This window comes from Streptomyces sp. Da 82-17 (genome assembly GCF_046098215.1).
Taxonomy (GTDB): Bacteria; Actinomycetota; Actinomycetes; order Streptomycetales; family Streptomycetaceae; genus Streptomyces.
This window is the reverse complement of record NZ_JBJURH010000032.1, coordinates 54,616-71,062: the sequence shown is the minus strand read 5'-3', so window position 1 is coordinate 71,062 and position 16,447 is coordinate 54,616. Positions and strand designations below refer to the sequence as shown.

The following is a 16,447-nucleotide window of genomic DNA, read 5'->3' as shown; positions in this document are numbered from 1 at the left end:
TCCGGCGCTGAACGGCGAGCATTCCCAGCCCGTCCGGCGTTTGAGGACGAGCGCGGAGCGCGATGGGGGCCAGGGGCGGAGCCCCGGCGGGGTCCGGGGCGGAGCCCCGAAGCGGGGCCGGGGGCTCAGCCCCGGAGCCGTCCGCTGAGGACTTTCGGGAAGGGGCGGGGAGGGGAAGAAACCCGCGCCACCCCGCCCCCGATCTGAGTACAACCGCTCATGCCCCACCCCACCCCCACCGGCTTGGATGGCCGCATGACCGACCCCACCGCCACCCCGACCACTCCTGCCCCCACTCACATCCCCCGCGACCTCGACGCGCCCGCGACCCTGCCCTTCCTGGGCCCCGTGACCTCGACGCTGATCACGCTGCCGTTGGCGTTCATCGCCCGTATCTTCGTGATCCTGGGCGTCACCTCCGGTGAGGACCACGGCGGGATCTCCGCCGACGTGGTCCTCACCCTCTACCAGATCGCGCTGCTCGTCCTGCTCAGCCTCCTCTTCGCCGCCTTCGCCCTCCCCCGCACCGAGCGCTACTCCCCCCGCCGCATCCTCTTCAGCGCCCTCGCCCCGATCGGCGTCGTCGTCCTCTCGGTAGCGACCCTCGCCCTCGCCGGTTGAGCCCGACACCCGCGCCCGAACCGTAAGTTCACCTGTCGCTCACCCCGATGTGGCCCGCCCGGTGGCAAGGTCCGTACGCGGGTGTGCGAGGGAGGCCAGGCGGTGGGCGGTGTGATGGTGGGCCGGTGGTGGGTGGTCGGGCTCTTCGGGGTCGTGCTCCTGCTGCTCGGCGGATGTGCCGGCGACCCGACGGACCGCCCCGAGCGCGGCCGTCCCGCCCCTTCGACCGCCCCCTCGACCGGCCCTGCGCTGCCCCGGTTGCTCCCGGCCCCGTCGCCGCCGCGCGAGAAGCCGCGCCTTCCCCGGCCCGACGGGACGGCCGTCGCGCCGAGTGTGGACCGGGTGCCGACCCGCGACCGCGTCGTGTTCCTCACCATCGACGACGGCATCGCGAAGGACCCGGAGTTCGCGCGGCTGATGCGGCAACTCCGGGTGCCGTTCAGCATGTTCCTCACGGACTCGATGGCCGGTGACGACTACGCGTACTTCGAGCGGCTGCGCCACGGCGGCAACCGCGTACAGAACCACACCCTCACCCACCCGAGCCTCACCGGACTGCCGTACGCGCGGCAGCGGGCCGAGATCTGCGGTCAACAGGACCGGCTGAAGCGGGAGTTCGGGCAGTCGCCCACCCTCTTCCGGCCGCCGCGCGGGCACTTCGACGCCACCACCCTGCGTGCCGTCGCCGACTGCGGACTGCGCGCCTCCGTGATGTGGGGCGTCAACATGCAGCCGGACGGGCTCCGCTACGACCACGGCGGCGACCGGCTCCGCCCTGGCGAGATCGTCCTCTTCCACTTCTTCCCCGCCGACCGCCTCGGCGGCCGTACCCTCACCGAGCTCACCGTCGAGCTGCTGCGCACCATCACCGATCAGGGCTACGCGGTCGCCCGTATCGAGGACTACCTCTGAGCCTCGCCCTCCCTCACCCACCGCCGTCCGGCCCCGCGAAGATCACGTCACACGTCTTGACGCCCCCGCCCACCCCCTGGATAACTGAACACCGACAGAGCAACCGAATGATCGGTCGTCCGATTCGTGCTGATTGACAGCGGCGGCGTCGGAGTGACCGCAGGGCTGTGGGACGGAGAAGCGCGATGACGGCAGCGGAACTCGACGCGGCGGAACGCCTGGACCTGGACGGCCTGCGCAGCCTCCAGCTGGAGCGGCTGCGCGGCACCCTGCGGCACGCGTACGAGAACGTCCCGTTCTACCGCGCCGCCTTCGACAAGGCCGGCCTGCGCCCCGAGGACTGCCGCACCCTCGACGACCTGGCCCGCTTCCCGTTCACGGCCAAGGGGGACCTGCGGGACAACTACCCCTTCGGGATGTTCGCCGTGGACCGCGACCGGGTCCGCCGCGTCCACGCCTCCAGCGGTACGACGGGCCGCCCCACCGTCGTGGGCTACACGGACCGCGACCTCGACACCTGGGCGGACGTCGTCGCCCGCTCCCTCCGCGCGGCGGGCGGCAGACCGGGCCACATCGTCCATGTGGCGTACGGGTACGGCCTGTTCACCGGCGGCCTCGGCGCCCACTACGGCGCGGAACGCCTGGGCTGCACGGTCGTGCCCGCGTCCGGCGGCATGACGGCCCGGCAGGTCCAGCTGATCCAGGACTTCCGCCCCGAGATCATCATGGTGACGCCCTCGTACATGCTGACGCTGCTCGACGAGTTCGAGCGGCAGGGCGTCGACCCGCGCTCCACGTCCCTGAAAGTCGGCATCTTCGGCGCCGAGCCGTGGACCGAGCAGATGCGCCGCGAGATCGAGGACCGGTTCGCGATCGACGCGGTGGACATCTACGGCCTGTCGGAGGTCATGGGCCCCGGCGTCGCCCAGGAGTGCGTGGAGACCAAGGACGGCCTGCACATCTGGGAGGACCACTTCTACCCGGAGATCGTCGACCCGCTCACCGGCGAAGTGCTGCCCGAGGGCGAGCAGGGCGAGCTGGTCTTCACCTCGCTCAGCAAGGAGGCGATGCCCGTGATCCGGTACCGCACAAGGGACTTGACCCGCCTCCTGCCCGGCACGGCACGCCCCGCGTTCCGCCGGATGGAGAAGATCACGGGCCGCAGCGACGACATGGTCATCCTGCGCGGCGTGAACCTCTTCCCGACGCAGGTCGAGGAGATCGTCCTGCGCACCCCCGGCGTCGCCCCGCACTTCCAGCTCCGCCTGACCCGCGAGGGCCGCCTCGACGCCCTGACGGTCCGCGCCGAGGCCCGCGCGGAGGCGACCCCCGACCAGCGGGCGGAGGCGGCCCGCTCGATCGCGGCGGCCGTCAAGGACGGCGTCGGCGTCTCCGTCGCGGTGGAGATCGTGGACCCGGAGACCCTCGAACGCTCGGTGGGCAAGTTCCGCCGGATCGTGGACGAACGACCGAGGTAGCCGATCCCCACGGGGTGGGAAAGTCCCTCGGGCGTACGGGATCATGGCCGCATGGCTGATGCTCACCTGACCCGGACGACATCCCCGACCCCCACAACTCCTCCCGCCGCCTCGGCAGTTCGGCTGCCCGAGTTCTCACGCTCCGACCTCGTCGAGATCCTCGGCGACGGCGACGACCTCTTCGGCGTCGCCGACACCGGCCTGACCTGGCTGCCCAAGGACGTCCACTTCGGTATCCGGCTCGACGGCCGCCTGGTGGCGCACGCCGGTCTGCTGCGCGTGCCGGTCACGATCGGCGACGACGACCTGGAGCTGGTCGGCGTCGGCGGCGTGGCGGTCGCCCCGGACGTCCGCGGGCGCGGCCTCGCCCGGCAGGTCGTGGCAGCCGCGCTCGACCACGCCCGCACGATGGGCCCGCGGCACGCCTTCCTGTTCTGCCGCCCGCCGCTGGTCCCGCTGTACGCGCGGCTCGGCTTCCGCCTCCTCGACCAGGACGTGACGGTCGAGCAGCACGAGGGCCCGGTGGTGATGCCCCTGCGGACCATGTGGCAGCCCCTGCACGAGGCCGCCGACGGCACCGGGGCCGCCTGGCCGGCGGGGGCCCTGCGACTGCGGTCGTTCCCCATGTAGGGCCGTACGTACGGGAGTTGGGGGGCGCGCCCGCCACTCGCCCTGCCCGCGACCCGTTCCGGAGTTCGGCCCTCCGGGCGGGGGCGGCGCGCTTGTCAGTGGCGGGTGCGAGGATCGACGGCATGGTGATGTGCGACTACTTCTCCGCCCCCGACGACGCCGCGGCCGTCGCCGTGCTCGACCTGCCCGGAGGCCTGGGCGCCCCGCGCACGGACGGCGGGCCCCCGCTCGACGTGCAGCCGCTGAAGGGCATCGACCCGGTCGTGGTCCTCGCCCGACTGGAGTCGATCCTGACGGATGCCCCGTACGACGAGGTGTCCGAGCGGCCCCGCGTCGGGCAGCTGCTCTCCTCGCCCGCCGCGGAGGGCGCGTTCGTGCTGAGCGTGTCCGACACCCTGCAGACGGCCCTTGTCACGGCGACACCCGCCGCGCTCACCGCGGCCGCCGGGCCGTGGTCGCGCACCGAGGAGCTCGAGCAGTGCGGACTGACCGCCGAAACCTGCGCGCACATACTGGAGTTGCTCGCCGACCTCGCCTCGCGCGCGTCCGCGTCCGGGCTCCGGCTGTACTGCCGGTGGGCACTGTGAGCGTCACTGCTGGTGGGTGCCTTGAGCATCACTGCCGGTGGGTGCCTTGAGCATCACTGCCGGCGGACGGCGTGAGCGTGCCCCTCGCCCCGGCCGGGACCGGAGACGTCACGCCCCGCCCGCCCCTCATGCTCCGGGTCCGGTACGCCGAGGAGGGACAGGAACGCCGACGCGGCGGGCGTACGGCCGTCGGGGCTCCAGATGACGTGCTCGACACGGCTCGGCGCGTCCGTGACGTCGACGGTGGTCACGCCGGACAGCTGGGCGACATAGCCGGCCGGCAGCATCGCGATGCCCAGACCCTGCCCGACGAGCCGGGCCAGGAAGTCGGCGTTGGTCACCTCGAACGCCACCTCACGGCTCAGCCCGGCCGCGCCGAACGCCTGGTCCGACTGGACGCGCCCGGCGGTCCTGGCCGGGAGGTCCACGAACACCTCGTCGGTGAGCCTGCGCAGGTCGACCGGTCCCGCACCGGCGAGCGGATGGTCCGGGGCGACCACGGCGACCAGCCGGTCCCTGGCCAGCTCGCGCACGCCCACCCCCGCGGGGTGCGCACCCGTCGGCAGGCCGAGGAACGCGACGTCGAGGGCGCCCTCGCGCACCTCCTCCACGAACTCCTCGCTCGCGCCCACGCGCAGGCTGATCCGGACCTCCGGATAGCGCTCGTGAAAGGCGCGCAGGGCGCTCGGAATGTCGACGGCGGCGACGCTCGGGATCACGCCGACCGCGAGCCGGCCGCGCACCTCCCCGACGGCGGCGGCGACCTCGGCGGCGGCCCGGTCGGCGGCGTCCAGACACTGCCGGGCCGCGGGCAGGAACGCGGAACCGGCGGGAGTGAGGCGGACGCGGCGGCTGGTGCGCTCGAAGAGGCGGGCCCCCAACTCCCGCTCCAGGCGGGCGATCTGGTGGCTCAGGGCCGACTGCACCACGTGGCAGCGCTCGGCGGCCCGGGTGAAGCTGCTCGTCTCGGCGACGGCGACGACGTACCGCATCTGCTGGAGGTCCATGCCCCCATCGTTCCATCACGAATCGCGATCGATGCAGTGACAAGGATGTGTTGGACTCATCGATCCCGCCGGGCGGAGACTTCTGGACATGACCAGTTCAACCGCAATGAGCGCTTCCGGCGACACGTCGGGCGAGAGTGGCAGCGGCCGTCCCGGTGCCGGTGGCCCTGAAGGCGGCCATGCCCGTGGCCCTGAAGTCGGCCGTGGCGGCGGCAGCGTGGGCCGTGGCCAACTGCCCCGTACGCTGCTGACCGCGCTCGCGCCGCTCTCCTGGGGCACCACCTACGTCGTCACGACCGAACTCCTGCCGCCCGGACACCCCCTGCTCGCCGGAGTGCTGCGGGCGCTGCCCGCGGGCCTGATCGCGCTCGCCCTCACCCGCACGCTGCCGCGCGGGACGTGGTGGGGGAAGGCCGGCGCACTCGGCATGCTCAACATCGGGCTGTTCTTCCCGCTCCTCTTCATAGCCGCGGAACGCCTGCCAGGCGGGGTGGCCGCGACCCTGACGGCGGCCCAGCCACTGCTCGTCGCGCTGCTCGCGGTGGTGGTGCTGCGGGAGCGGCTGTCGGCGTGGCGGCTCGGGTGGGGTCTCGTCGGGGTGGCCGGGGTGGGGCTCGTGGTGATCGGCCCGGCGGCGGCGTTCGACACGGTCGGCGTGCTCGCGGGGATCGGCTGTGCGGCGACGATGGCGCTCGGGCTCACGCTCACGAAACGGTGGGGGCGCCCGGCGGGGGTGAGTCCGACCGCGCTCGCGGGCTGGCAGCTCACCGCCGGCGGGCTGTTCCTCGTCCCGCTGACCCTGGCCTTCGAAGGTGCGGAGCTCCCGCCGATCGGGGTGCCGGCGGTGCTCGGGTACGCGTGGCTCGGCCTCGTCGGTGGGCTTCTCGCGTACGCGGTGTGGTTTCGGGGGGGCGACGGCCCTGCCGGTGGCGTCGGTCGCCGTGCTGGTGTTGCTGTCGCCGTTGTTGGCTGCGGTGCTGGGGGCTGTTCTGCTCGAGCAGACGCTCGGGGTTGTTCAACTCGTGGGGTTCGGGCTGGCGTTGGGGGCGATCGTTTCGGGGGCGTTGCCTGAGCCGGGGCGGGGTGGGCGGTAGTTCCCCCCCCCCGACCTCGCCGAACGGATCCGGGGCTCCGCCCCGGGCCCCGGGTCGTTCTTCGGCTGACCCACCGTCGTGGTCGCTCGCGCAGTTCCCCGCGCCCCTATCCGGGGCCCCGGCCCTCCCTTCGGCTGACCCGCCGTCGTGGTTGCTCGCGCAGTTCCCCGCGCCCCTTTCAGGGGCCCCAGCTCCCCAGCCGGGGCGGGGGTTCAGGACAGGCGGGCTCGGAGGTCTCTCTTCAGGATCTTGCCGCTTGCGTTCCTCGGGAGTTCGTCCACGAAGACCACTCGCTTCGGGGCCTTGAACGGGGCCAGGGTCGAACGGGCGTGGGCGATCAGGTCCGGTTCGGTGACCTCCGTCCGGCCGCGTCGTACCACCACCGCCGTGACCGCCTCGATCCAGTGCTCGTGCGGCAGGCCGACGACCGCGACCTCGGCGACCTCCGGGTGGGTGTAGAGGGCGTCCTCGACCTGGCGGGACGCCACGAGGACGCCGCCCGAGTTGATGACGTCCTTCACGCGGTCCACGACGGTGAAGTACCCCTCCGCGTCCCGGACCGCCAGGTCCCCGGAGTGGAACCAGCCGTCGCGGAACGCCTCCGCCGTCTCCTCGGGCTTGTCCCAGTAGCCCTCGCACAACTGCGGCGAGCGGTACACGACTTCACCGGCCGTGCCGTCCGGGACCGGCTTGCCCGACTCGTCGACGACCCGGGCCTCCACGAACAGCACGGGCCGCCCGCACGAGTCCATCCGCCCCTCGTGCTCGTCCGGCCCGAGGACCGTCGCGAGCGGGCCGATCTCGCTCTGCCCGAAGCAGTTGTAGAACGCGAGCCCCGGCAGCCGGCCGCGCAGCCGCTCCAGGACCGGCACCGGCATGATCGACGCCCCGTAGTACGCCTTGCGCAGCGCGCCCAGGTCGCGGCTGTCGAACTCCGGGTGGTTGGACAGCGCGATCCACACCGTCGGCGGGGCGAACAGGCTGTCCGCGCGGCCCGCCTCGACCAGGTCGAAGATCTGCTGCGGCTGCGGCGCGTCGATGATCGTGTTCTCCGCGCCGACCGCGAGATACGGCAGCAGGAACACATGCATCTGCGCCGAGTGGTAGAGCGGCAGCGAGTGCACGGGGCGGTCCGACGCGCGCAGGTCGAGGGCGTGGATCGCGGAGACGTACTCGTGCACGAGGGCCCGGTGCGTCATCATCGCGCCCTTGGGGTCGGCCGTCGTTCCCGAGGTGTAGAGCAGCTGCGCCAGCTCCTCGGCGCCCGGCTGCGGACCGTCGTACGGGGCGGCCGCCGACAGCCGGGAGAGCAGCGCGTCGTCGGCGTCGCGCAGCGCCAACGCCCGTACGCCGTCCGGGAGATGACCGCTCAGGTCCGGGTCGGCGAGGACGAGGGAGCTGCCGGACTGGCGGACGATGTACGCGAGGTCGTCGCCGGTGAGGTTGTGGTTGACCGGCACGTGCACAAGGCCGGCCCGGGCGCAGCCGAGGAAGCCGATGAGGTACGCGTCGGAGTTGTGGCCGTAGGCGCCGACCCGGTCGCCGGGGCGCAGGCCCTGGTCGAGGAGGACGCGGGCCGCGCGGGACACGGCGTCGTCGAGGTCGGCGTAGGTCCAGGTGCGGTCGGCGTAGCGGAGCGCCGTGCGCTCGGGGGTGCGGCGGGCGCTGCGGCGGAGCAGCCCGTCGACGGTGTTGCCGTGCGCCCCGCCGTGCGCGTCGGCCTTGCCTCGTACGTCCGTCATGGCGTGATCCTGGGCCGCGGTGCGGCGGGCGGTCAAGACATCGGCGTCCCCGCGCGCCGAGGCCGCGACCGCCTCCGGCACGAACCCCGACCGGACCGTCGACCGGACCCTCGACCGGGCCCCGGTCCGGGCTCTGGACCGGGCCCTGGGCCGCACTCTCGTCCGGCCTCTCGACCAACTGACATACCGCTTAGTACGCTCAACCGGCCCTGCCCGCAGACCAGTTGGGAGCGCCATGCGAAACCGTCTGAGACGGCTCGTCCTGATCGGCACCGCCCTCATCTCCGTGGCCGCGGCCGCGTCGCCCGCCCCGGCGGAGTCCGGGCGTACGGCGTCCGGGGGCGGGTTGTCGGCGACGATCCGGTACACCGAGTACGGGATTCCGCACATCGTGGCGAAGGACTACGCGAACCTCGGCTTCGGCACCGGGTGGGCGCAGGCCGAGGACGAGGTGTGCACGCTGGCCGACGGGCATGTGACGGTGCGCGGCGAGCGGTCGAGATTCTTCGGCGCGGAGGGCAGGCCGGACCAGTCGCTGTCGTCGGCGTCCACGAACCTCTCCAGCGATCTGTTCTTCCGCGGCGTACGGGACGCGAGGACGGTGGAGAAGCTGCTCGACGCGCCCCCGCCGCTCGGACCGGGGCGTGACGTACGGGAGTTGATGCGCGGATACGCGGCGGGCTTCAACGCCTGGCTGGCACAGAACCGCATCACCGACCCGAAGTGCGCGGGCGCCGCGTGGGTGCAGCCCATCACCGCGCTCGACGTGGCGCGCCGCGGCTTCGCGCTCGCCGTCCTCGGCGGCCAGGGCCGCGCGGCCGACGCGATCACCTCCGCGCAGCCGCCGGGGGGCGCCGCTCCGGCCGAGCGGCCGGACGACGCTCAACTTGCCGACGCCGCACGGGAGTTGTTCTCGTCGCAGGACTCCGACATGGGCTCCAACGCCGTCGCCTTCTCCGGCGCGACCACCGCGAACGGGCGCGGGCTGCTGCTCGGCAACCCGCACTACCCGTGGCAGGGCGGCCGCAGGTTCTGGCAGTCGCAGCAGACGATCCCGGGCGAACTCGACGTGTCCGGAGGCTCGTTGCTCGGCGCGACGTCCGTGTCCATCGGGCACAACGCGCACGTCGCGTGGAGCCACACCGTGGCGACCGGTGTGCCGATGAACCTGCACGAGCTGAAGCTCGACCCGGCCGACCCGACGGCGTATCTCGTGGACGGTGAGCGGCACCGGATGACGAAGCGGACCGTCACGGTCGGCACGAAGGGCGGCGGCGAGGTCACCCGCACCCAGTGGTGGACGCGCTACGGCCCCGTCGTGACCTCGCTCGGCGCGGGCCTGCCGCTGCCGTGGACGCGGACGACGGCGTACGCGCTGAACGACCCGAACGCCGCCAACATGCGCCTGTCCGACGCCTCGCTCGCCCTCAACAAGGCCCGCAGCGCGCAGGGGATCAAGGCCGCCCTGGCCCGGACGCAGGGGCATCCGTGGGTGAACACCATCGCGGCCGACAAGGCGGGGCACACGCTGTTCACGCAGTCGCAGGTGCTGCCGCGGATCACGGACGACCTGGCGGAGCGCTGCTCGACGGCGCTCGGCCGGGCCACCTACCCGAGCGCGGGCCTCGCCGTGCTCGACGGTTCGCGCGCGGAGTGCGGGCTCGGCGAGGACCCGGACGCAGTGCAGCCCGGCACGTTCGGGCCGAGCCGGATGCCGACCCTGGTCGACGCGCCGTACGCGGAGAACTCCAACGACAGCGCCTGGCTGGCCAACGCGGACCGGCCGCTGACCGGGTACGAGCGGATCTTCGGCACCGTCGGCACGCAGCGGTCGATGCGGACGCGCGGCGCCGTGGAGGACGTGTCGGCGATGGCGGACCGGGGCGAGCTCACGGTGCGGGACCTGCGGGAGCAGCAGTTCGCGAACCGCGCACCGGCCGGCGACCTGACGGCGGCGGACGTGGCGAAGGCCTGCGCGGCGCTGCCCGGCGGCACGGCAACGGGCAGTGACGGCAAGGACGTCGACGTACGGGAGGCGTGCGCGGCGGTCGCGGGCTGGGACCGCGCGATGAATCCGGAGAGCCGGGGTGCGCTGCTGTTCGACCGGTTCTGGCGGAAGCTGACGGCGGGCGTGCCGGCGGCCGAGCTGTGGAAGGTGCCGTTCTCCGCGGCCGACCCGGTGGGCACGCCACACACCCTGAACACGGCGCACCCCGGTTTCGAGCGGGCCCTCGCGGACGCCGTGACCGAGCTGGACCGGGCGGGCATCGCGCCGGACGCGCCGCTCTCCGCCCACCAGACGGTACTGCGGGCCGGTGAGCGCATCCCCGTGCACGGCGGCACCGAGTCGCTCGGCGTGTGGAACAAGCTGGAGCCCGTGTGGGACCCGGCCGCCGGATACACGGAGGTGGCCCACGGCTCCAGCTACATCCAGGCCGTCGGCTTCGACGGCGGCGACTGCCCGGTGGCGCGCACCCTCCTGACGTACTCCCAGTCCGAGAACCCGAAGTCGCCGCACCTCAGCGACCAGACCCGGCTGTACGCGCAGAAGCGCTGGGTGACCTCGCGCTTCTGCGCGCGGGACATCGCCGCGTCGCCGGAGCTGAAGGTGGTGCACGTGCGGGAGCGGTAGCGGTGACGGGAGGTGTGTGACACAGGTGGGGGCCGGGTTTCCGGCCCCCACTTCTCCGTTCCGGCAGCGGTTTTCGGTCGCGGCGCCGCGTGCGCGCCACACTCCCTCGCACATGGCGCCATGCATGTGCCACTATGGCGTCACCGAACCGTTCGGCCACCGACCTGCCGTCGTACGGAGGACCCATGACGCACGAGCACACCACCGCGACCGCCACCGGACCCACGACCGCCCCCGCGGACGTGACCGCGTTCCCCGCCGACCGCCACACCGGCTGCCCCTTCGATCCGCCCGCCGAGCTCGCCGCGCTGCGCGAGGAGTCGCCGCTGCGGCGGATGCGCTACCCGGACGGGCACCGCGGCTGGCTCGCCACCGGGCACACCGCCGTCCGCGCGATCATGGCGGACCCGCGCTTCAGCGCCCGCTACGAACTGCTGCACCTGCCGACGCCCGGCCTGGAGGGCGTCGAGATACCGCCCGCGGCGCCCGGCGACTTCACCGGCATGGACGCCCCCGACCACACCCGCTACCGGCGGCTCCTCACCGGCAGGTTCACGGTCCGCCGCATGCGCCTCCTCACCGAACGCGTCGAGGAACTGACCGCCCAGCACCTGGACGCGATGGCCGCCGCGGGCCCCGACGCCGACCTGGTCGAGGCGTACGCGCAGCCCGTCCCGGCCCAGATGATCTGCGAGCTGCTCGGCGTCCCGTACGCCGACCGGGAGCAGTTCACCGGCCACGTGGCGACCCTCTTCGACCAGCGGGCGAGCGCCGACGAGCGGGCCGCGGCGTACGGCGCGATCGAGGCGTACGTGAAGGACCTGGCCGTCGCCAAGCGGGCCGAGCCGACCGACGACCTGCTCAGCGACCTCACCTCGACCGACCTCACCGACGACGAACTGGCCGGTGTGGGCAGCCTGTTGCTCGCGGCCGGGCTCGACACCACCGCCAACATGATCGCCCTCGGCACGTTCGCCCTGCTCAGCAACCCCGAGCAGCTCGCCGCGCTGCGCGCCGAACCCGAACTCGCCGCGCCGGCCGTCGAGGAGCTGCTCCGCTACCTCACCGTCGCCGACCCCGCGGTGCGCACCGCCCTGGAGGACGTCGTGGTGGAGGGCCGGCTCATCAAGGCCGGTGAATCGGTCACGCTCTCCTTCCAGGCCGCCAACCGCGACCCGGCCAGGTTCCCCGAGCCGGACCGCCTCGACCTGCGCCGCGCGGCCACCGGTCATGTCGCGTTCGGGCACGGCCCCCACCAGTGCCTCGGGCAGCAACTGGCCCGCGTGGAGATGCAGATCGCCCTCCCGGCCCTGCTCCGCCGCTTCCCGACGCTGCGCCTCGCCGTCGACCCGTCGGAGGTGCCGCTGCGCGAGCAGAACAACATCTACGGCGTACGGAGCCTCCCCGTCACCTGGGACGAGCAGTGAACGCCCGAGGAGCGGACGGGGCCCCGGAACTGCGCGTCGACCGGGAGCGCTGTGTCGGCACCGGGATGTGCGCCCTGACCGCGCCCGGGGTCTTCGACCAGGACGACGAGGACGGCCGTGTCCTGCTCCTCACCGCGCGCCCCGGGGCGGAGCACCGCGCCGCCGCCCGGCTCGCGGTGGGGGCCTGCCCGGCGGCGGCGATCAGGCTGACCGCGGGGTGAGCGGCCCCGCCCGCGCCGTCAGGGGCTGATCGCCAGAAACACGAACGACGCGAACAGGGCCATGTGCAGGCCGCCCTGGAGGAGCGTCGCCCGGCCCGTGATCACGGTCAGGATGCTCACGACGACGGTCAGGGCGAGCATCACCGTGTGCGTCGGGCCGAGGCCGAGCACCAGCGGGCCGTCCAGCCAGATCGAGGCGATGGCGATGGCGGGGATGGTGAGGCCGATGCTCGCGATGGCCGAGCCGTGCGCGAGGTTGAGGCTGATCTGCGTACGGTCGCGGAGCGCGGAGCGGTGGGCGGCGAGGGTCTCGGGGAGCAGCACCATCAGGGCGATGACCACGCCGACGAAGGCCTGCGGTAGTCCCGCCGCCTCCACGCCCGACTCGATGACCGGCGAGATCGTCTTGGTGTCGCCGACCACCGCGACGAGGGCGACGAGCAGCAGGACCAGGCTGACGAGGGTCTCCTTGCCGCTCGGCGGGTGGGCGTGGTCGTCCTCGTCGAGGACCTCGCCGTCGCGGGTGACGGGCAGGAAGTACTCGCGGTGCCGGACCGTCTGCATGGCCACGAACAGGCCGTAGACGCCGAGCGAGACGACGGCGGCGAAGCCGAGTTGGGCGCCGGTGAACTCCGGGCCCGGCTTGCTCGTGGTGAACGTCGGCAGGACCAGACTGAGCGTGGCCAGGGTCGCGACGGTGGCGACGGCGGCGACCGTGCCCTCCGTGCTGAAGGGCGCGACGCCGCCACGCCAGGCGCCGACGAACAGGGCGAGCCCGACGATGCCGTTGCAGGTGATCATCACGGCGGCGAACACGGTGTCCCGCGCGAGGGAGGAGGTTTTGGCGCCGCCGTCGGCCATCAGGGTGACGATCAGGGCGACTTCGATGACGGTCACCGCGACCGCGAGGACCAGCGACCCGAAGGGCTCGCCGACCTTGTGCGCGACGACCTCCGCGTGGTGCACGGCCGAGAGGACCGCGCCGAAGAGCAGCACCGCGACGACGGCCACCACGGGCCCCGGCAGGTCCCGGCCCCAGGTCAGGAACAGCACGACGAGGGCGAGCAGCGGAACCACGATCGTGCCCACCTTGGTCAGGGCACCCTGATGTGCAGCAGCCATGAGCACACGCTCTCAGCCGTGCGCCGACTCTGCCGCCCGGAGCGGTCCGACGGCTCAGAGTGCGCGCTCGCGGCCCTCCCAGTAGGGTGCGCGCAGCCGCCGCTTGTAGAGCTTGCCGTTGGGGTCGCGGGGCATCGCGGTGACGAAGTCGACGGACTTGGGGCGCTTGTACCCGGCGAGCTGCCGCGCGCAGTGGGCGAGGACGTCGGCGGCGAGCGCGTCCCCGGCGGTGTGACCGTCGGCGACCTCGACGACGGCCTTGACCTCCTCGCCCCAGTCGTCGTGCGGGATGCCGAACGCGGCGGCGTCGGCGACGGCCGGGTGCCCGAGGAGCACCGACTCGATCTCGGCGGGGTAGATGTTGACGCCCCCGGAGATGATCATGTCGATCTTGCGGTCGCGCAGGAACAGATAGCCGTCCTCGTCGAGCACGCCGAGGTCGCCCACGGTGAAGAAGTCCCCGATGCGGTTCTTCCGCGTCTTGCCCTCGTCCTTGTGGTACGCGAAACCGCCCGTCGACATCTTCATGTAGACGGTGCCGAGCTCGCCGGGCGGCAGCCGGTTGCCGTCGTCGTCGAAGACCGCGAGCTCGCTGATCGGCCAGGCCCTGCCGACGGTGCCGGGCTTCTTCAGCCAGTCCTCGGCCGTGGCGAACGCGCCGCCGCCCTCGCTGGCCGCGTAGTACTCCTCCACGCAGTGCCCCCACCAGTCGATCATCGCCCGTTTCACATGGTCGGGGCAGGGCGCGGCGCCGTGGATGGCGTGCCGCATCGAGGACACGTCGTACCGGTCCTTCGTCTCCTGCGGCAGCGCGAGCAGGCGGTGGAACTGGGTGGGGACCATGTGCGTGTGCGTGCAGCCGTGCCGGTCGATCAGGCGCAGCATCTCCTCCGGCGTCCACTTGTCCATGAGCACCAGCGGATGCCCGATGTGCAGGGACGCGCCCGCGAACTGCAGCACGGCCGTGTGGTAGAGCGGCGAGCACACCAGATGGACGTTGCCGTCGAACGGCTTGATCCCGAAGATGCCGAGGAACCCGCCGAGGTGCGACTCCTCGGGAAGCTTCCCGGACAGCGGCCTGCGGATGCCGCGCGGCCGTCCCGTCGTGCCCGAGGTGTAGTTCATGACCCACCCGAGGGTCCGGTCGGCGGGCGCGAACTCGGGCTGCCCGTCGAGGAGTTGAGCGTACGGACGGAATCCCTCGACCGTTCCTACGGCGTACCGGCGGCTGTCCGGGAGCTTCGCCTCGTCGGCGGCGGCGCGGGCGGCGGCGGCGAACCGCTCGTGCGCGATCAGCACCTTGGCGCCGGAGTCGGAGACGATCCAGGCGATCTCGGGGCCGACGAGGTGGTGGTTGACGGGGACGAGGTAGAAGCCGGCCTGGGCGGCGGCGAGGTAGGCGGTGAAGAACTCCACGCCGTTGGGCAGCACGACCGCGAAGGCGTCGCCCTTCTCGAGGCCCGCCTCGCGGAGGGCGTGCACGAGCTGGTTGGCCTTGGCGTGCAGGCGGGCCGCGGACCACGCCTCCCCGTCCGGGGCGTACAGGACGACACGGTCCGGGTCGGCGGTTGCTTGCGCCCAGAAGCCGTTGGGTGTCTGGTCGGGCATTTCGGCATCCCTTCTGCGGCTGGTTGTCTGTTGCCGGGTGCGGGTTCGTCGTGGTTGCTCGCGCAGTTCCCCGCGCCCCTGAGATGGGCACTTCGTGCGCCATCTCCCGAGAAGGCGCGGCGCAGCCGCATGCCTTCAGGGGCGCGGGGAACTGCGCGACCAGCCCCCACCGGCGCGCAGCCCGCGACGAAACCCCGCGTGGCAGACGCTTATCGGCCGGCAATCCGATTCACCCGGTCGATCGCCCGCTCAAAACCCCGCGTCAACTCGTCGAAGACAACCCGCACACTCCGCTCCGCGTTCATCCGCCCCACGATCTGCCCGACCGGCGTGCCCAGCAGGGCGTCCACCTCGTACTTCTGGATGCGGGACACCGCCTCCGCGACCAGCAGGCCCTGCAAGGGCATCGGCAGCGGGCCGGGGCCGGTCGGGTCGTCCCAGGCGTCGGTCCACTCGGTGCGGAGCTGGCGCGCGGGCTTGCCGGTGAGGGCGCGGGAGCGGACCGTGTCGGACGAGGTGGCGGCGAGGAGTTTCTCGGTGAGCTTGCGGGAGTGCAGCTCGGCCTCGGTGGTGGTCAGCCAGATGGAGCCGGTCCACACGCCCTGCGCGCCCAACGCCAGGGCTGCGGCGATCTGTTCGCCGCTGCCGATGCCGCCCGCGGCGAGCACGGGCAGCGGGGCGACGGCCTCGACCGCCTCGGGCGTGAGCACCATGGAGGCGATCTCGCCGGTGTGCCCGCCCGCCTCGTAGCCCTGTGCGACGACGATGTCGATTCCGGCGTCGGCGTGCTTGCGGGCGTGCTTGGCGCTGCCGGCGAGGGCGGCGACGAGGATGTCGTGGGCGTGCGCCCGCTCGATGACGTCGGCGGGCGGCGAGCCGAGGGCGTTGGCGAGGAGCTTGATCGGGTAGTCGAAGGCGACGTCGAGCTGGCTGCGGGCGACCTGTTCCATCCAGCCGGTGATGCGCCAGCCGGAGGCCTCCCCCTCGGGGAGTTCGGGCACGCCGTGCTTGGCGAGGGTGGCCGTGACGAACTCCCGGTGCGCGGCCGGGATCATCGCCTCGACGTCGGCCTCCGTCACGCCTTCGACCTTCTTGGCGGGCATCACCACGTCCAGTCCGTACGGCTTGCCGTCGGTGTGGCCGTCCACCCAGTCGAGGTCGCGTTTGAGGTCGTCGGGGGCGGTGTAGCGGACTGCTCCGAGCACGCCGAAACCGCCGGCCCTGCTGATGGCGGCGGCCACGGCGGGGAACGGCGTGAAGCCGAAGATGGCGTGCTCGACTCCGAGTTTCTTGCTCAGCTCCGTCTGCATGCGCGCAGGATGCCGCAGCCCGTCGGACGACGGAAGAGATTTTCTGATGCGGTGTC

At 72.8% G+C, this 16,447-nt stretch carries 13 protein-coding genes and 1 pseudogene; 9 read left to right on the top strand and 5 right to left on the bottom strand.

Annotated features, from left to right (window positions below):
* The first annotated feature begins 255 nt into the window (after positions 1-255).
* The 5 genes from ACIDOF_RS35555 (at position 256) to ACIDOF_RS35535 (ending at position 4,228) form a co-directional block, all read left to right on the top strand.
* Entirely contained in the window at positions 256-621 is a 366-nt protein-coding gene (locus ACIDOF_RS35555; RefSeq protein ID WP_409010373.1) for a hypothetical protein, read from the top strand.
* 102 nt (positions 622-723) lie between these two features.
* Positions 724-1,533, top strand: coding sequence for a polysaccharide deacetylase family protein (locus ACIDOF_RS35550; RefSeq protein WP_409010372.1), 810 nt, complete (start codon positions 724-726; stop codon positions 1,531-1,533).
* A 185-nt stretch (positions 1,534-1,718) separates the two neighbouring features.
* Positions 1,719-3,011: a phenylacetate--CoA ligase PaaK gene (gene paaK, locus ACIDOF_RS35545; protein WP_409010371.1), complete on the top strand. Its 1,293-nt coding sequence runs from the start codon at positions 1,719-1,721 to the stop codon at positions 3,009-3,011.
* Between the two features lie 51 nt (positions 3,012-3,062).
* Entirely contained in the window at positions 3,063-3,641 is a 579-nt protein-coding gene (locus ACIDOF_RS35540; protein WP_409010370.1) for a GNAT family N-acetyltransferase, read from the top strand.
* A 122-nt stretch (positions 3,642-3,763) separates the two neighbouring features.
* A complete protein-coding gene (locus tag ACIDOF_RS35535; protein ID WP_409010369.1) occupies positions 3,764-4,228 on the top strand; it encodes a hypothetical protein in 465 nt (154 codons plus the stop codon).
* Positions 4,229-4,281: 53 nt separating this feature from the next.
* Here the strand turns inward: ACIDOF_RS35535 and ACIDOF_RS35530 are convergent, their stop codons facing one another.
* Positions 4,282-5,235, bottom strand: coding sequence for a LysR family transcriptional regulator (locus tag ACIDOF_RS35530; protein WP_409010368.1), 954 nt, complete (start codon positions 5,233-5,235; stop codon positions 4,282-4,284).
* A gap of 232 nt (positions 5,236-5,467) precedes the next feature.
* Here ACIDOF_RS35530 and ACIDOF_RS35525 point away from each other — a divergent pair.
* Positions 5,468-6,317: pseudogene (locus ACIDOF_RS35525) on the top strand (EamA family transporter); the annotation flags it as partial.
* Positions 6,318-6,541: 224 nt separating this feature from the next.
* On the opposite strand, the gene ACIDOF_RS35520 reads toward ACIDOF_RS35525, so the two are convergent.
* Positions 6,542-8,071, bottom strand: a complete 1,530-nt coding sequence (locus tag ACIDOF_RS35520) for an acyl-CoA synthetase (RefSeq protein WP_409010367.1) — start codon at positions 8,069-8,071, stop codon at positions 6,542-6,544.
* Between the two features lie 235 nt (positions 8,072-8,306).
* On the opposite strand from ACIDOF_RS35520, the gene ACIDOF_RS35515 reads away from it, so the two are divergent.
* From ACIDOF_RS35515 to ACIDOF_RS35505, 3 genes are all read left to right on the top strand, one after another.
* Positions 8,307-10,703 carry a penicillin acylase family protein gene (locus ACIDOF_RS35515; protein WP_409010366.1) on the top strand — a complete coding sequence of 799 codons (2,397 nt, stop codon included), beginning with the start codon at positions 8,307-8,309 and terminating at the stop codon, positions 10,701-10,703.
* A gap of 185 nt (positions 10,704-10,888) precedes the next feature.
* Positions 10,889-12,130: a cytochrome P450 gene (locus ACIDOF_RS35510; RefSeq protein ID WP_409010365.1), complete on the top strand. Its 1,242-nt coding sequence runs from the start codon at positions 10,889-10,891 to the stop codon at positions 12,128-12,130.
* Positions 12,127-12,351: a ferredoxin gene (locus tag ACIDOF_RS35505; RefSeq protein WP_409010364.1), complete on the top strand. Its 225-nt coding sequence runs from the start codon at positions 12,127-12,129 to the stop codon at positions 12,349-12,351. Before ACIDOF_RS35510 ends, ACIDOF_RS35505 begins: the two co-directional genes overlap by 4 nt.
* 18 nt (positions 12,352-12,369) lie before the next feature.
* Here the strand turns inward: ACIDOF_RS35505 and ACIDOF_RS35500 are convergent, their stop codons facing one another.
* The 3 genes from ACIDOF_RS35500 to ACIDOF_RS35490 form a co-directional block, all read right to left on the bottom strand.
* On the bottom strand, positions 12,370-13,473 hold the full coding sequence (locus ACIDOF_RS35500; protein WP_409010363.1) for a calcium:proton antiporter: 1,104 nt from the start codon (positions 13,471-13,473) through the stop codon (positions 12,370-12,372).
* A 54-nt stretch (positions 13,474-13,527) separates the two neighbouring features.
* On the bottom strand, positions 13,528-15,081 hold the full coding sequence (locus tag ACIDOF_RS35495) for an acyl-CoA synthetase (RefSeq protein WP_409010362.1): 1,554 nt from the start codon (positions 15,079-15,081) through the stop codon (positions 13,528-13,530).
* Between the two features lie 209 nt (positions 15,082-15,290).
* Positions 15,291-16,391: a nitronate monooxygenase gene (locus ACIDOF_RS35490; RefSeq protein ID WP_409010361.1), complete on the bottom strand. Its 1,101-nt coding sequence runs from the start codon at positions 16,389-16,391 to the stop codon at positions 15,291-15,293.
* Positions 16,392-16,447: the final 56 nt, after the last annotated feature.